The sequence below is a fragment of the Arthrobacter sp. NicSoilB4 genome (assembly GCF_019977335.1).
In the GTDB taxonomy this organism is placed as follows: Bacteria; Actinomycetota; Actinomycetes; order Actinomycetales; family Micrococcaceae; genus Arthrobacter.
Genome location: NZ_AP024653.1, coordinates 1,233,864 through 1,249,292 on the forward strand (window position 1 = coordinate 1,233,864; position 15,429 = coordinate 1,249,292).

Genomic DNA, 15,429 nt, shown 5'->3' on the forward strand with positions numbered 1-15,429 from the left:
GACGTGACCTCCTGTCGGGTGCAAGGATGGAGGCATGTCAGCTAAATACGATGTCGTGATCGTGGGCGGCGGAATTGCCGGCCTGTCCCTGGCCTCCGCCCTCGCCGGCAAATGCAGCGTGGCCTTGGTCGAAGCCGAGCAGTCGCTGGGGTACCACACGTCCGCCCGGTCGGCCCGGCAGCTGATTCCCAGCTACGGGCCGCCGGTGGTCCAGGAACTGACCATGCGCACGCTGGAACTCATCGGCATCCGGGAGGGCACACGGCCTGAACCCGTGCTCTCGCCGCGCCGGTTCATGCTGATCGGCGACGAGGAAGCCGTCCAGCAGCAGTCCAGCGGCTTCATGCACCGGATCAGCCATGCAGAAGCCCTGAAACTCTGCCCTGCGCTCAAACCGGAATCCTTCTCCGCTGCCGGCCTCGACTCCGGATCCTTCGCCTGCAACGCGTCCTTGCTGCTGGAAGACCACCGGGAGTGGGCGGTTGAGGGCGGCGTGGACATCATCACCGGCGCGAGGGTCCACTCGGCGCAGCGGCTCGGCTCCGGCTGGGAACTCGGCGCCGGGCAGGAGGGCATCCAGGCCGCTGTCGTGGTCAATGCCGCCGGCGCCTGGGCGGACGAATTCGCGGTGCTCAGCGGCGTCGAGAAGCTCGGACTCCAGCCCTACCGCCGCACCGCGGCGATTGTCGACGTCGAACACCCGCTCCCGCAGGGCTGCCCCATGGTGGCCGCCGCGGATGAAAGCTTCTACTTCCGGCGCGACGGCGAACAGGTCCTCATCTCGCCCTCGGAACACGAACCGAGCGGGCCCGAGGACGCGCAGCCGCACCCGGGCGACGTCGAGGCGCTGACCGCCCGGCTCAACACCCTCACCACCCTCGGCATCCGCGGCGTCAGCCGGGCCTGGACGGGACTGCGGACGGAAGCGGCCGACGGTATCCCGGTGGTGGGGTTCGACGCCGAGGCCCCCGGATTCTTCTGGCTTGCCGGCCAGGGCGGCTACGGCTTCCAGACGTCCTCCGGCATCGCCGAACTGGCCGCGGAACTCATCCTCGCAGGCCAGGGCGCCGGCTCTGCCGCAGGCGGCAGTACAGCAGCGGGTCCGGCATCCCGGACAGCGGAAGCGCTGGCGGCGACACGCTGGTCCATCCGGCGCTGAAGAATGGACTCATGAGCACCCTCATTACGAACATTGCCGAGCTGATGACCCAGGACGCGGAGCGCCGCGTCCTGAAGAATGCGGCAATGGTCATCGAGGGCGAACGGATTTCCTGGCTCGGCCCCGCGTCCGACGCGCCGGCCGCCGACGACGCCGTCGACGCCGGTGGCCGGGCCCTGCTGCCGGGCTGGGTCGACTCACACACCCACCTGATCTTCGCCGGCGACCGGACCGCCGAATTCGAGGCCCGGATGGCGGGGGAGAGCTACAGCGCCGGCGGGATCGCCGTGACCACCGGCGCCACCCGGAGCACCAGCGACTTCGACCTCACCCGGCTCGCCATGGGCCGGGTGGCCGAGGCCGTCTCGCAGGGCACCACCTACCTCGAAACCAAGACCGGGTACGGCCTGGACGTCGAAAACGAGGCCCGCAGCGCCCGGATCGCCTCCACCGTGGCGGACGAGGTCACCTACCTCGGCGCGCACCTCGTGCCCGCCGGGATGGACGCCGAGGAGTACACGGACCTGGTCTGCGGCCCCATGCTCGCCGCCGTCCGGCCGTTCGCGCGCTGGGCCGACGTCTTCTGCGAGCGGGGAGCCTTCACCGAGGACCAGTCCCGGCGCGTGCTCCAGGCCTGCCGGGACGCCGGGCTCGGCCTGCGCGTGCACGGCAACCAGCTCGGCGAAGGCCCCGGCGTCCGGCTCGCCGTCGAATTCGGGGCCGCGAGCGTGGACCACGTGAACTACCTGTCCGCGGCCGACGTCGACGCCCTCGCGGCCAGCTGGACCGGCTGGAACGCCGAATCAGGAACCGGGCGCGGCACGGTGGCAACGTGCCTGCCGGCCTGCGACCTGTCCACCCGCCAGCCGCTGGCACCGGGCCGGGAGCTGCTCGACGCCGGCGTGCAGCTCGCGCTGGCCTCCAACTGCAACCCGGGGACCTCCTACACCAGCTCGATTGCGTTCTGCGTCACCACCGCTGTGCTCCAGATGCGCCTGAGCGTCCACGAGGCCGTGCGCGCCGCGACCTACGGCGGCGCGCTGGCCCTCGGCCGGGAGTCCGGGAACGACGCCGACGGCGAACGCGCCGTGGGCTCGATCGCCGTCGGCCACCGCGCGGACCTGCACCTGCTCAACGCGCCCTCGGCCACGCACCTGGCCTACCGGCCCGGCATTCCGCTCACCCACGCCGTCTGGCGCGCGGGGGTCCGTGCCCGCTGACCCACCCAACTGACTCGCAGCAGGGGCCGTTTTGGACGCTCAAAACGGCCCCTGCTGCGAGTCAGTTTCGTTAGTCAGAAAAACATCGGCGGGGCGTCGAGGACTGTCTCGTCGACGCGGCGCTCCACCCACTGGCTGAAGGGCTTGTCCAGCTCATACTTGCCCAGCTCGGTCCGCAGCAGGGTCCGCACCTCGGCATTGTCCGGATTGTTGAGGGACTCGAAGTACTCCACCGACCAGTGGAACCAGCGCATGCAGAACAGCCGCATGGTGAGCCCGTGGGTGACAAACAGCGCGTTCGGGGCGTAGCTGGGTTTCGACCAGTGCCGGTACAGGGTCTCCATGAAGGAGGAGATCCGGTCGTAGACATCGGAGCCGGACTCGCCCTCCCGGAAGCGGTAGAAGAAGTGGCCGTAGGCGTTCCGGAGTTCCTTCTGGTCCTCGATCTCGCCGGCGATCTGGAAGTTGGCCCAGTCCTGCTCCCGCAGCCGCGGCTCCTCGATCACCCGCTCGACCAGCGGACCGAGGTTGAGTGCCTCCAGGGTCTGGTAGGCCCGCAGGTAGGGGGAGACGTACACGCAGGCCTGCCGGCCGTCCAGCAGCCGCCGGACCTGTTCGCCGGCTGCCCGGGCCTGTTCCACGCCGAGTTCGGTCAGCGGAATCCGGTAATCGGGCACCCTGTTGTAGATAGAGGTGTCGGCGTTGGCGGCGGACTGGCCATGCCGGATCATGATGATTTTCCCGGGCGCACTCATAAACCCCAAGCATAGGGCCCGGCCGCGCGGCGGCCCGGATTCAGGCAACTACCGGCAACTGCGGGCAAGATGGAAACATGTTGGTTCCCTCCCGCCGCCGGCTGCGGATTGAAATGTGGATTGTCCTGGGGTTGTCCCTGGGGCAGTCGGCCGTATATTCGGTGGTACAGCTGCTGGACAAGATGACCAGGGCGCCCCTCGCGGAGGGGACTTCCACGCTGAACCGCTCGCAAAGCAGCCGCGAGTATTTCGACCTCACCTACCAGCTGCTGGACATCATCTTCGCCCTGGTGCCCGTGGTCCTGGTGATCTACTTCCTGACGGAACACCGGCCGTCTGGCCACGGCGTCACGGCCTTCCAGCGGCTGGGCCTCAATTTCGACCGGCCCGGCAAGGACCTGCTGCAGGGCTTCGGCCTGGCGGCACTGATCGGCATCCCGTCGCTGGGCCTCTACGCCGCCGGCCGGGCGCTCGGCATCACGACGGCGATCATCCCCAGCGCGCTGGACGCCTACTGGTGGACGGTGCCGGTGCTGGTCCTCTCAGCGATCCGGCACGGGATCGTGGAGGAGGTGATCGTGGTGGGCTACCTGCTGGACCGGCTCGGGAAGCTCGGCTGGGCCATGCCGGCGGCGATCTTTGCCAGCGCCATGCTGCGGGGCAGCTACCACCTGTACCAGGGGTTTGGCCCGTTCATCGGCAATGCCATCATGGGCGTCATCTTCGCCGTGGTCTACACCAAAACCCGCCGGCTGATGCCGCTGGTGATCGCGCATGCGGTGCTGGACATCGTGGCGTTCGTCGGCTTCAGCCTCTTCGGCAAGGCCATCGGCCTGGGCTGAGCAGGCACCAGGCAACGCGGGGTCATTTGGCGCCCATCCGGAGGCTCCGGACGGGCGTGAAGTGACCCCGCGTTGCTCTACAGAGCCGGCCGGACCGCCGGTATGCCGTTAAAGTATTTCGGCCGCCATCGGTGGGTGGCATCATTGGCACCCGCTGATAGCGGCCGAAGTGTGGGGCGGTGAAGCGTCAGATCGTGACGGCTCCGGAAGCCGTCTCGAACGTGACGGACAGGATGCCGGGTGTTCCGCGGGGAGCGATCCAGTTCACGGCGACGTCTTCCAGCGGCTTTTCCACCGGAACACCCAGCCATTCGGTGACGCGCTCGGCGGAGCCGGCAATCGTGAGGGCGGACATCTTGACCTGGCTCTCGTAGGCCTTCGATGGGTGGAGTTCCGGATCGCCCTCCCACTTGAGCATGTACGGGACCTGGGGATCGGCGATGAGCCCGAGGATGCCGATCTGCTTCCAGACCAGTTCGCGGCCGTCCGGGAACTTACGGTTGCCGTTGACGGCGGCGCGGCCGAGCCGCTCCTCGAACGGGGCCAGGTCGTCAACCTCGACGCACCAGCCCATCCAGCCGCCGCCTGCTTCGGAGCGGGCGCGGACGGCCTGGCCGAAGGGGGCCTTGTCGGAAGCCGGGTGGTTCAGGACCTCCACGACCTCCAGGTACTTGTGTCCCGCGAGCGGGATGATCATGTTGCGGGTCCCGAATCGGGGGTGTACTCCGCCCTTCACGGCTTCGACGCCGAGGGCAGACGCAATTCGTTCGGTGGTGGCAGCGAGGCCATCTTGTTCACAGGCGTAAGAGACGTGATCCATGCGCATGACCTCATCTTGGCACTTTGTGATGCGGCTCTCAGCTTAGGGGTGCCTAACCGAGATGGGATGTCATTTTCGGGGAGTCGCCGCAGTGCGCTTTCCCGCGTCATTGCGGGGAACCAGGGGGTCCGCCCGGGCGAATCGGCCGCCCGGCTTCATCTTCGTCACAAAGCTATCCAGAGCCCGGAACCGGTTCCTAGACTGGGGTCAGGTCATGAGTGCCAGCACACAGCCCCGGCTTGCTGGCCGGCAACCCTCGTATCGCGGTGGGGTGCCCCGGGTGAAGACCTGGCTGTCCGGCACCCGCCGGACGGCAAGCGCGGCGCCAGAGTTGCCCCGGGCCCAGAGCTCCGGTGCAGTCTGTGCCCAGTCCCGTTGAGGAGTCTCCGATGTCCAATGCCTGGTCCTTCGAAACCCGCCAGATCCACGCCGGCCAGGAGCCGGACAGCGCCACCGGTGCCCGGTCGCTCCCGATCTACCAGACGACGTCGTTCGTCTTCCCCAGCGCCGAAAGCGCCGCCAACCGCTTCGCCCTGGCCGAACTGGCTCCCATCTACACCCGGATCGGCAACCCCACCCAGGACGCCGTGGAACAACGCGTGGCCAGCCTGGAAGGCGGGCTCGCGGCACTGCTGCTGAGCTCGGGCCAGGCAGCGGAGACCTTCGCGATCCTGAACGTCGCCGAGGCCGGCGACCATGTGGTGGCCAGCCCCAGCCTCTACGGCGGCACCTACAACCTCCTGGCGCACACCCTGAAGAAGTTCGGCATCTCCGTGACCTTCGTGGAGGACCCGGACAACCTGGCGCACTGGCGCGAGGCCGTGCAGCCCAACACCAAGCTCTTCTTTGGCGAAGTGGTCTCCAACCCGCGCCAGGACGTCCTGGACATCGAGGGCATCTCGCAGGTGGCCCACGAGGCCGGGGTCCCGCTGATCGTGGACAACACCCTCTCCACGCCATACCTCATCCGGCCGATCGAGTGGGGTGCGGACATCGTGGTGCACTCCGCCACCAAGTACCTTGGCGGCCACGGAGCAGCGATCGCTGGCGTGATCGTGGATTCCGGCAACTTCGACTTCGGCAAGGATCCGGAGCGCTACCCCGGTTTCAACACTCCCGACCCCACCTACAACGGCCTGGTCTACGCCCGGGACCTCGGCAAGGACGGCGCCCTCGGCGCCAACCTCTCCTACATCCTCAAGGCGCGCGTCCAGTTGCTGCGCGACCTCGGCTCGGCGGTATCTCCGTTCAACGCCTTCCTCATCGCCCAGGGCATCGAGACCCTGAGCCTGCGCGTGGAGCGGCATGTTGCCAACGCCACCAAGGTCGCCGAATGGCTCGAAGCCAGGGACGACGTCGAATCGGTCGCCTATGCCGGGCTGCCGTCGAGCCCCTGGTACGAGCGCGGCCGCAAGTACGGTCCCCGGGGGACGGGCGCCGTCGTGGCCTTCAACATCGCCGGGGGAGCGGAGGCCGGGAAGCGTTTTGTCGATGCCCTCGAACTGCACTCCCACGTGGCGAACATCGGCGACGTGCGCTCGCTGGTCATCCACCCGGCGTCGACCACCCACAGCCAGCTCTCCCCGGAACAGCAGACCGTTGCCGGCGTCAACCCCGGCCTGGTGCGGCTGTCCGTGGGCCTGGAGCACATCGACGACATCCTCGCGGACCTCGAGGCCGGCTTCCGGGCGGCCAAGGACGCCTGAGGTCACACGGGCGTCACAATCTTCGCCACAACGCCACCGCATTTCGTAAACTCAGTGCAGGTCATGAGTGCCAGTGACAGCCCCGGCTTGCTGGCCGGCAACCCTCCTTCCGCGGCGGGGTGCCCCGGGTGAAGACCTGGCCTGCCGGTCAGCTGACGGTGGGCAAGCGCGAAGTTAGGTCCTCACATGACGATTGCCGCCACCCGCCAGGGTGCACCCGTAAGCACGACATCCCACCCGGACGCCCCCGCGGCTGACTCTGCTGTGCCTGAAGGCGCCGTCCCGGATGGAACGGTCCAGTACCTCCGGGTCGGCGACCTGGAACTTGAATCCGGCGCCAAGCTGCCGGACGTCACCCTCGCCTACGAGACCTGGGGGACCCTTAACCCGGACGGCTCCAACGCGGTACTGATCGAACACGCCCTGACGGGGGACACCCACGTCACGCGCGGCGCCGGCGAGGAACCGGGCTGGTGGGAGCAGCTCGCCGGCCCCGGGGCACCCGTGGACACGGACAAGTACTTCGTCGTCTCGATCAACATCCTGGGCGGCTGCTACGGCTCGACGGGACCCTCGACGCCGGCGCCGGACGGCCGGCCCTGGGGGTCCCGGTTCCCGCTGGTCACCCTCCGGGATACGACGGCGGCCGAGGCCAGGCTGGCGGACGCCCTGGGCATCCGCAGCTGGTACGCCGTGCTGGGCGGTTCACTGGGCGGCGCCCGGGCACTGGAATGGGCCGTCAGCTACCCGGACCGGGTAAGGCGCTGCGGCGTGTTTTCGGTGGGCGCCAGCAGCACCGCGGAACAGATTGCCTTCGCCCAGGCCCAGACCCTGGCCATCCGGCAGGACCCCAACTACAACGGCGGCGACTACTACGGTGGCCCGCAGCCCGAAGCGGGCCTGGCGCTGGCCCGGCGGATAGCGCACATCACCTACCGCTCGGCCGCGGAGCTGGATGGGCGCTTTGGCCGGAATGCCCAGGAACCGGAGGCCCCGCTGGAAGCCGGCTCGCTGGCCGGCCGCGGGCGTTACCAGGTGGAGAGCTACCTTGACCACCAGGGCAACAAGCTGGTCCGCCGGTTCGATGCCAACAGCTACATCGCCATCACCGAAGCGCTGATGAGCCATGACATCAGCCGCGGCCGCGGCGCCCTCACGGAGGCCCTGGCCTCGGCAACGGCCGAATTCCTGGTGGCGGCAGTCGACTCGGACCGGCTGTACTTCCCGGCCCAGACCCGTGCGCTCGCCGCCGCCCTGCCGGGCGAGGTGGCCGTGCACACCATCGAGGCGCCGATCGGGCACGACGGCTTCCTGACCGAGATCGGCCAGCTCAACAGCCAGCTCCGGCAGTACTTCTTCGGCTGAACCGGCCGGGCTTCCTCTGCGGCCTATCCGCCGGTAGGCTCACGGCGCATGACCACCATCGATGAACAGGGCCGTCCGGAACCTCCCGTCGCCGCCGGCGAGGCCGCCACGCTCCTGGGTTTCCTCGACTACCAGCGGGCCACCCTCGAGTGGAAGTGCGCCGGCCTCGATGCAGCGGCCCTGGGCGCGAAAGCCGCAGCCTCCACCCTGACCCTTGGCGGGCTCCTGAAGCACATGGCGTATGTGGAGGACAGCTGGTTCTCCTACACGTTGCACGGGCAGGACCGGCAGCCGCCCTGGAACGCGGTGGACTGGAAAGCGGAACCCGACTGGGAGTTTCACTCGGCGGCGGGGGACTCCGCCGGCGACCTCCGCGCCCGCTGGCAGGACGCCGTCGTGCGCTCGCGCTCGCTCGTAGCCGTTTCTCTCGCCGACGGCGGGATGGACTCGGTGGCCACGCGTGCGTGGCCCGACGGCGGGGCGCCCAGCCTGCGCTGGATCGTGTGCCACATGATCGAGGAATACGCCCGGCACAACGGCCATGCCGATTTCCTGCGCGAATCCGTGGACGGAAGCACCGGAGAATGAAGCCAACTGTGCATTTTTGCAGATGCGCTCTGCACTAATGGCCGTTGAGACCCAGGGCCGGAGCGTCCATACTCGTTGAGAATGATGCCCGTGTCACAAATCACAGGTATCCATTGCCCAGAGGTCCATAGGGTGTCGACGGAGACGCCAAAGGAGTCGAAATGAGTACGCATAACGCTGCCGCCAGGCGGCCGGAAGAGGAAGACGTCAAATCGTCCGGCCTCAAAAAAGTAGTAACGGCCTCCATGGCCGGCACCGTGGTCGAGTGGTATGAGTTCTTCCTCTATGCCTCCGCGGCGACCCTCGTCTTCGGCAAGATCTTCTTCCCCAATTCGGGCACGGAGCTGGACGGCATTATCGCCGCGTTCCTGACCTACGCTGTCGGCTTCATCGCCCGCCCGATCGGCGGCATCGTCTTCGGCCACTTCGGCGACAAGTTCGGCCGCAAGCAGCTGCTCCAGCTCAGCATCATCCTGGTGGGTGTCTCCACCTTCCTGATGGGCTGCCTCCCCACCTTCCAGCAGATCGGCTACTGGGCTCCGGCCCTCCTGGTCTTCCTGCGCTTCGCCCAGGGCTTCGCCGTCGGCGGCGAATGGGGCGGCGCTGTCCTCCTCGTGGCCGAGCACAGCCCCAGCAAGTCCCGCGGTTTCTGGTCCGCATGGCCGCAGTCAGCCGTTCCGCTGGGCAACCTGCTCGCCACCGGTGTGCTGTTCACGCTGTCCGCCACCCTGTCCTCCGCCGACTTCCTCAGCTGGGGCTGGCGCGTTGCCTTCTGGCTCTCCGCTGTGATCGTGCTGGTTGGCTACTACATCCGCACCAAGGTCACTGACGCCCCCATCTTCCTGGAGGCCCAGAAGGAAGTCGCCGTCGAGAAGAAGGGCTACGGCGTCGGCGAAGTGTTCCGCCGCTACCCCCGTGGCGTGTTCACGGCGATGGGCCTGCGCTTCGCGGAGAACATCCTCTACTACCTCGTGGTCACGTTCTCCATCACCTACCTGAAGGTCATCGTCCAGACGGACACTTCGCGGATCCTGCTCCTGCTGCTCGTGGCGCACGCAATCCACTTCGCCGTGATCCCGTTCGTCGGCAAGCTCTCCGACAACCTCGGCCGCAAACCGGTCTACATGGCCGGCGCCGTCCTTGGCGGCACGTGGGGCTTCTTCGCCTTCCCGATGATGGACACCAAGAACGACATCATCATCCTCGCGGCAATCACCATCGGCCTGCTGTTCCACTCGCTCATGTACGCCGGCCAGCCGGCCATCATGGCCGAGATGTTCCCGACCCGGATGCGTTACTCCGGAGTCTCGCTGGGCTACCAGGTCACGTCGATCGTGGCCGGTTCGATGGCCCCGATCATCGCCGTCGCCCTGCTGAGCCAGTTCAAGTCCTCCGTTCCGGTGGCCATCTACCTGCTCGGCGCCTGTGTGGTCACGATGGTGGCGGTGTACTTCCTGAAGGAAACGCGCGGCATCTCCCTGCACGACGTCGACGCCGCCGATGCCCAGGGCACCGCGGACCTGCTCGCCGCCTCCAAGAAGTAGGCAAGCAGTACCGACAGCAACAACGAATAAACGGCAACAGCCTGGGCCCCGCACCGCGGGACCCGGGCTGTTGCCGTTGCAGACGTAACCCCCCCCCGGCTGCCGGCCGCTCCCGCGGCAGTGATCCAGCGCTGCGCTAGGCTCCGGTTATGCCACAAATCAACAGTTCGCTCGACGCTGCGAACCAGCGGGTGAGCCACAACTGGTCCATGGCCGTGCCTGCGGAGTGCGTCTGGTGGGGGCTCACCAGCCCTGAGGCTTTGCCGCGCTGGCTGGGGAAACTGATCTCTGGGAAGTTCCTCGTCGGCAACGCCATCACGATTGAGCATGCCGCAGGCTATTCCTGCACCAGCCGCATCCGGGAGTGTGAAGCGGCGCAGATTCTTGGCATGACGTGGGAGTTCCCGGACGAACCACTCTCGCAGGTGAGGATTGTGCTGACTCCAGGTGGCGGGTTTACCTTGAAGCGCTGCTCCTGGGTCAACCCCTCTCGCTGGCCGACTTCTGGTCCACCTACGACGGACTCGCCGACTCCTGAATCTGCGGATCGGGGTCCCGCGACTGCCCAGCCTGCCAGGACGTCTCAGCCTGCCAGGACATCCTGGCGCGCGGAAATCTCGGTCCGGACCGCCTCCAGCACGGCCTGCACCGGCGCCGAACGCAGGGACTCCGCCCGTGCCACCGCCCAGATGGGGAGCTGCCGCTGGAAGTCGTCCGGCAGCACGGGCAGGAACGTGGGGTCGCCCACCACCAGGAAGTTGGGCAGCAGGCCGATCCCGGCGCCCCGACGGACGGCCTCCAGCTGGGCAAAGATGCTGGTGGCCTGGAAGCTGGACCGCGGGACGGGAAGCTGGGTGGAACGGTGGCCCAGTTCTGCGACCTGCAGCGCCGACTCCACGTACGAGACAAACCCGTGCTGCCGGACGTCGTCGAGCGTCTCCGGCAGGCCGCGGTCCCGGGCGTACTGCGGGCTCGCATAGAGCCGGAGGAAATAGTTGGACAGGAAGATGGTCTGCGCATTGCTGACATCCAGGTTGCCCACCACCACCTCGAGGTCCACGCCGGACCGGTTCTGGCTGACTTTGCGGGTGGCGCTGAGCATTTCGACGTTGAGCAGCGGGTGTTCCCGCTGCAGCCGCACAAGGGCGGGCGCAACGAACCCGGCGCCGAAGCCGTCCGGCGTGCTGATCCGGACCAGCCCGGAGAGGACGTCTTCGGACTGCGCGATCCGGTTGGTGAGCGCCCCGAGCGTGCCCTCGATCGCCTCGGCGGCGGCCACCGCCTCGCTGCCAAGGTCGGTCAGTTCCCAGCCGTGCGGGCTCCGCTCCAGGGTGCGCCCGCCCAGCTGCCTGTCCAGGGCCAGGATCCGGCGGGAGATGGTGGTGTGCGTGGTGCCGAGGGTCTCAGCCACCGCATTGAACCTGCCCAGCCGGGCGACGGTCAGCAGGATCAGCAGATCGTCCGGGCTCGGAAGCCGCCTCAAGTCCACCGGAACTCCTCTGGATCCAGGTATGTGCATCCATGCACATACCATCTGTAGTTTTTCCCCTTGATTGCACTGTAACAGTTTGTGATGCTGGACACGGAACACCCGGTGACAGCCGGACCGCGCGCTGCGCACAGCAGCGCCAGCGAAGACTTACAGCAACGACTTGCGGCAACGACGCGCGGGAACACGCAAAGCAAAGGAGCTTATGCCATGGCAGTAATCGCTTGGATCGGACTGGGGAACATGGGCGGGTCCATGTCGGTAAACCTCGCCAAGGCCGGCCACGACGTCCGCGGCTTCGACCTCAACGCCGAGGCCGTGGCCGCCGCGGAGGCGGGCGGCGTGAAGCCCGCCGGGAGCATCGCCGACGCCGTCGACGGCGCCGACGTCGTCTTCACCATGCTTCCCAAGGGCGAGCACGCCCGCGCCGTCTACCTCGGCGAGGACGGCGTCCTGGCCCACGCGGACACACGCACGCTGCTGGTGGATTCCTCCACGATCGACATCGCCTCCGCCCAGGCCCTGCACGACGCCGCCGCTGCCGCCGGCTTCCGCTTCGTCGACGCCCCGGTGTCCGGCGGCATGAGCGGCGCGAAGGCCGCCACCCTGACCTTCATGATCGGCGGCGAAGCCGGCGCCGTGGCCGAGGCCACCGAATACATCAGGCCGATGGCCGGCAACATCATCCCGACGGGCGGGGCCACCACCGGCCAGGCCGCCAAGATCTGCAACAACCTCATGCTCTTCATCAACCTGGCCTCCACGGCCGAAGGCGCTGTCCTGGCCGACCGGCTCGGGCTGGACAAGCAGGTCTTCTGGGACATCGCGTCCGTCTCCTCCGGCGACAGCTGGGCGCTGCGCACGTGGTACCCGGTGGCCGGCGTGGTCCCCACCGCAGCCTCCAACAACGACTTCGCCCCGACCTTCACCACCGAGCTGGCCAACAAGGACATCGGACTCGCCATCAGTGCGGCCCGGGACACCGGCACGCCGCTGGAAATCGGCGAGCACGTCCAGCAGCTCTTCCAGCGCCTGATCGACGCCGGCCAGTCCGGCACCGACTGCTCCGCAATCGTCAAACTGGTCGACGGCACATTCGATCCCAACTAGGCGACGCCGCCAACTAGCCCCCACATTCCTTAGAAAGAGACCCACCCCATGGAACGCATTCCGCACTTCATCAACGGCGCCCTGGTTTCCGACGCCGAGCGCTACGGCCCCGTCTTCAATCCCGCCACCGGCGAGCAGGAGAAAGAGGTTGCGCTGGCCTCCGCCGCCCGCGTCGAGGAGGCCATCCAGGCCGCACGTGCCGCCCTGCCCGGCTGGCGTGCCACCAGCCTGGCCAAGCGCACCACCATCTTCTTCAAGGTCCGTGAACTGCTCATGCAGCGCCGGCCCGAACTGGCCGCCCTCCTGACCAGCGAACACGGCAAGGTCCTCTCCGACGCCGAGGGCGAGATCACCCGCGGCCTGGAGAACATCGAGTTCGCCACCGGGCTGTCCCACGCGCTCAAGGGCGAGCGCTCCGAGCAGGTGGCCGGCGGCGTCGACGTCCACTCGGTGCGCCAGCCGGTCGGCGTCGTCGCCTGCATCACCCCGTTCAACTTCCCGGCCATGGTGCCGCTGTGGATGATCGGCAGCGCCCTGGCCTGCGGCAACACCGTGCTCCTCAAGCCCAGCGAGAAGGACCCCTCCTCCGCCAACTTCATCGCGCAGGCCTTTGCCGAGGCCGGACTGCCCGCCGGTGTGCTCAACGTGGTGCACGGCGACAAGGAAGCCGTCGACGTCCTGCTCGAACACCCCGACGTCAAGGCCGTCAGCTTCGTCGGCTCGACGCCGATCGCCCAGTCCATCTACAAGCGCGCCGCCGACCACGGCAAGCGCGTGCAGGCCCTGGGCGGTGCCAAGAACCACATGGTGGTCCTGCCCGACGCGGACCTGAACATGGCCGCCGACGCCGCCGTCTCGGCCGCCTACGGTTCCGCCGGCGAACGCTGCATGGCGGTCAGTGTGCTGGTCGCCGTCGGGAACATCGCCGACGAGCTCGTCGAGGCGATCACCACCCGGATGGCCACGCTCAAGATCGGCCCCGGCACGGACCCGGCATCGCAGATGGGCCCGCTGATCACCGCCGAGCACCGCGACAAGGTTGCCTCCTACGTCGCCGGGGCGGCCGAGGAAGGCGCCACCGTGTTGGTGGACGGCCGGGACCAGCAGTTCGACTCCAAGGGCTTCTTCATCGGCGTCAGCCTGATTGACCACGTCAAGCCCGGCATGAAGGTCTACGACGACGAGATCTTCGGCCCGGTCTTGTCCGTGGTCCGCGTCGAGAGCTACGCCGACGCCGTCCAGCTCGTCAACGACAACGAATTCGGCAACGGCACGGCGATCTTCACCCGCGACGGCGGCGCCGCGCGGCAGTTCGAGTTCGACGTCGAGGCCGGCATGGTGGGCGTCAACGTGCCGATCCCGGTTCCGGTGGGCACCTTCTCCTTCGGCGGCTGGAAGAACTCGCTCTTCGGCGACACCCACATGTACGGCCCGGAGAGCATCCGCTTCTACACCCGCGGCAAGGTAGTCACCACCCGCTGGCCGGATCCGTCCACCTCGGTGATCGACCTCGGCTTCCCCCAGGTCGACTAAACGCAGCCCTCCCCGACAACAGCAACGCGGGGTCACTTCGCGCCCATTCACGACTGGATGATGGGCGGGAAGTGACCCCGCGTTGCTTGGGTTCTTGGGATTAGAGTGAACGGGCAGGAACGTCCAGGACGCAGGAGGCATAGTGACCACGCTCGCCAACCGCCCAAATACAGCGTTGCTCGTCGTCGACATGCAGCTTGGCGTCGTCGCGGATGCTTACCGCCGCGACGACGTCATCGCGACCATTGCCGCCCTGGTGGAGAAGGCACGCGGCGCCGGCGTCGACGTCGTCTGGGTCCAGCACAGCGGCGAGGAGCTCCCGCGGGGCAGCGACGCGTGGTCGTATGTGCCGGAGCTCGTACGGCGTGAGTCGGAGCCGCTCGTGCCGAAGGAATACAGCGACGCGTTCGAGGCGACTGACTTGGAGTCCGTGCTTGCCGGTCGCGGCATCGGCCGCTTCTTCCTGGCCGGAGCGCAGACCGACGAGTGCATCCGTTCGACCCTCCACGGCGGTATCACCCGTGGCTACGATGTCACGCTGGTCGCGGACGCCCACACCACCGAGGACCTGAGCGAATTTGGCGCGCCGCCGCCGGAGCTGGTGGTGGCGCACACCAATTTGTACTGGCAGTACCACAGGGCGCCCGGGAGGACTGCCGGAACGGTCAACGCGGCCGACGTCGACTTCGCTAGCCCTTCATGATCTCCGCGCGCTGGGCCATGTAGTCCTCCATGGCGAGCTCGCCGTTGCTGTACTTCTGGTCCAGCTCGGCGAGCTTGCGCGCCCGGAAACCCTGCGGCGCCGACGGCGGCGGGGGCGCCGAAGGGCCGGAGGCCGGGGGAGTGCTGGCCTGCGGGGCGCCGAACTGCTGGGCGTCCTGCTGCGGGATGGGCCGGGGCTGGTTGCCGGGGTAGTCCGGGCTGTCCTCATAGGGGACGGGGTGCTGGGCGGGGTACTGCTGGTTTGGGTAGGGCTGTCCGGGGTACTGCTGGTTTGCCGGCGGCATGGGCCGCTGCGGCGCGCCGAGTTCGCCGAAGGCCCCGAAGTAGTCCCGTTGCGTCATGCCGTCGCGCGGCTGCTTGTTCTGCGGCCCCGGATAGGGGCCGGGACCGTATCCGGATTGGCCGCCGGGGAACTGCCCGAACTGGTCCGGGCCGCCGGGCATGTCCTGGTTCTGGTTCCGGCCACGCATGGACTTCTTGTAGTAGCGCATCGCCATCGGGATCAGGAATGACAAAATGATGATCCAAAAGAACAGATTGTTCACGGTACCGGGCCTCTCAGGAAGTGTACGTCC

14 protein-coding genes and 2 riboswitches are annotated in these 15,429 nt (G+C 67.8%); of the genes, 10 read left to right on the forward strand and 4 right to left on the reverse strand.

What is annotated here, in order from left to right; translation table 11 throughout:
• Positions 1-34: 34 nt before the first annotated feature.
• Together LDO13_RS05460 and hutI are read left to right on the forward strand one after the other, a co-directional pair.
• Positions 35-1,159, forward strand: coding sequence for an FAD-dependent oxidoreductase (locus tag LDO13_RS05460; protein ID WP_224049024.1), 1,125 nt, complete (start codon positions 35-37; stop codon positions 1,157-1,159).
• An 11-nt stretch (positions 1,160-1,170) separates the two neighbouring features.
• A complete protein-coding gene (gene hutI / locus LDO13_RS05465) occupies positions 1,171-2,379 on the forward strand; it encodes an imidazolonepropionase (RefSeq protein WP_224049025.1) in 1,209 nt (402 codons plus the stop codon).
• Between the two features lie 74 nt (positions 2,380-2,453).
• Here hutI and LDO13_RS05470 read toward each other — a convergent pair whose 3' ends face one another.
• The gene (locus LDO13_RS05470) at positions 2,454-3,134 is read right to left on the reverse strand and encodes a histidine phosphatase family protein (RefSeq protein WP_224049026.1); all 681 of its coding nucleotides are present in this window, start codon (positions 3,132-3,134) and stop codon (positions 2,454-2,456) included.
• Positions 3,135-3,211: 77 nt separating this feature from the next.
• On the opposite strand from LDO13_RS05470, the gene LDO13_RS05475 reads away from it, so the two are divergent.
• Complete coding sequence (locus LDO13_RS05475) at positions 3,212-3,976, forward strand: type II CAAX endopeptidase family protein (RefSeq protein ID WP_224049027.1); 765 nt, start codon at positions 3,212-3,214, stop codon at positions 3,974-3,976.
• A 187-nt stretch (positions 3,977-4,163) separates the two neighbouring features.
• Here the strand turns inward: LDO13_RS05475 and LDO13_RS05480 are convergent, their stop codons facing one another.
• Positions 4,164-4,802: a VOC family protein gene (locus tag LDO13_RS05480; RefSeq protein ID WP_224049028.1), complete on the reverse strand. Its 639-nt coding sequence runs from the start codon at positions 4,800-4,802 to the stop codon at positions 4,164-4,166.
• Between the two features lie 204 nt (positions 4,803-5,006).
• Positions 5,007-5,122, forward strand: a riboswitch (SAM riboswitch).
• A 63-nt stretch (positions 5,123-5,185) separates the two neighbouring features.
• On the opposite strand from LDO13_RS05480, the gene LDO13_RS05485 reads away from it, so the two are divergent.
• The 4 genes from LDO13_RS05485 to LDO13_RS05500 all read left to right on the forward strand — a co-directional run bounded on the left by LDO13_RS05485 (position 5,186) and on the right by LDO13_RS05500 (position 9,999).
• Positions 5,186-6,502, forward strand: coding sequence for a bifunctional o-acetylhomoserine/o-acetylserine sulfhydrylase (locus LDO13_RS05485; RefSeq protein WP_224049029.1), 1,317 nt, complete (start codon positions 5,186-5,188; stop codon positions 6,500-6,502).
• A gap of 59 nt (positions 6,503-6,561) precedes the next feature.
• Positions 6,562-6,677: riboswitch (SAM riboswitch) on the forward strand.
• Positions 6,678-6,688: 11 nt separating this feature from the next.
• On the forward strand, positions 6,689-7,867 hold the full coding sequence (locus tag LDO13_RS05490; protein WP_224049030.1) for a homoserine O-acetyltransferase: 1,179 nt from the start codon (positions 6,689-6,691) through the stop codon (positions 7,865-7,867).
• A gap of 48 nt (positions 7,868-7,915) precedes the next feature.
• A complete protein-coding gene (locus LDO13_RS05495) occupies positions 7,916-8,455 on the forward strand; it encodes a DinB family protein (protein ID WP_224049031.1) in 540 nt (179 codons plus the stop codon).
• 161 nt (positions 8,456-8,616) lie between these two features.
• The gene (locus LDO13_RS05500; protein ID WP_224049032.1) at positions 8,617-9,999 is read left to right on the forward strand and encodes an MFS transporter; all 1,383 of its coding nucleotides are present in this window, start codon (positions 8,617-8,619) and stop codon (positions 9,997-9,999) included.
• A gap of 583 nt (positions 10,000-10,582) precedes the next feature.
• On the opposite strand, the gene LDO13_RS05510 is transcribed toward LDO13_RS05500, so the two are convergent.
• Positions 10,583-11,482: a LysR family transcriptional regulator gene (locus LDO13_RS05510; RefSeq protein ID WP_224049684.1), complete on the reverse strand. Its 900-nt coding sequence runs from the start codon at positions 11,480-11,482 to the stop codon at positions 10,583-10,585.
• Between the two features lie 216 nt (positions 11,483-11,698).
• On the opposite strand from LDO13_RS05510, the gene mmsB reads away from it, so the two are divergent.
• The 3 genes from mmsB to LDO13_RS05525 all read left to right on the forward strand — a co-directional run bounded on the left by mmsB (position 11,699) and on the right by LDO13_RS05525 (position 14,834).
• A complete protein-coding gene (gene mmsB / locus LDO13_RS05515; protein WP_224049033.1) occupies positions 11,699-12,598 on the forward strand; it encodes a 3-hydroxyisobutyrate dehydrogenase in 900 nt (299 codons plus the stop codon).
• Positions 12,599-12,646: 48 nt separating this feature from the next.
• Positions 12,647-14,131, forward strand: a complete 1,485-nt coding sequence (locus tag LDO13_RS05520) for a CoA-acylating methylmalonate-semialdehyde dehydrogenase (RefSeq protein ID WP_224049034.1) — start codon at positions 12,647-12,649, stop codon at positions 14,129-14,131.
• Positions 14,132-14,273: 142 nt separating this feature from the next.
• Positions 14,274-14,834 carry an isochorismatase family protein gene (locus LDO13_RS05525; RefSeq protein WP_224049035.1) on the forward strand — a complete coding sequence of 187 codons (561 nt, stop codon included), beginning with the start codon at positions 14,274-14,276 and terminating at the stop codon, positions 14,832-14,834.
• Here LDO13_RS05525 and LDO13_RS05530 read toward each other — a convergent pair.
• Positions 14,821-15,399, reverse strand: a complete 579-nt coding sequence (locus LDO13_RS05530) for a hypothetical protein (RefSeq protein WP_224049036.1) — start codon at positions 15,397-15,399, stop codon at positions 14,821-14,823. The genes LDO13_RS05525 and LDO13_RS05530 overlap by 14 nt on opposite strands.
• Positions 15,400-15,429: the final 30 nt, after the last annotated feature.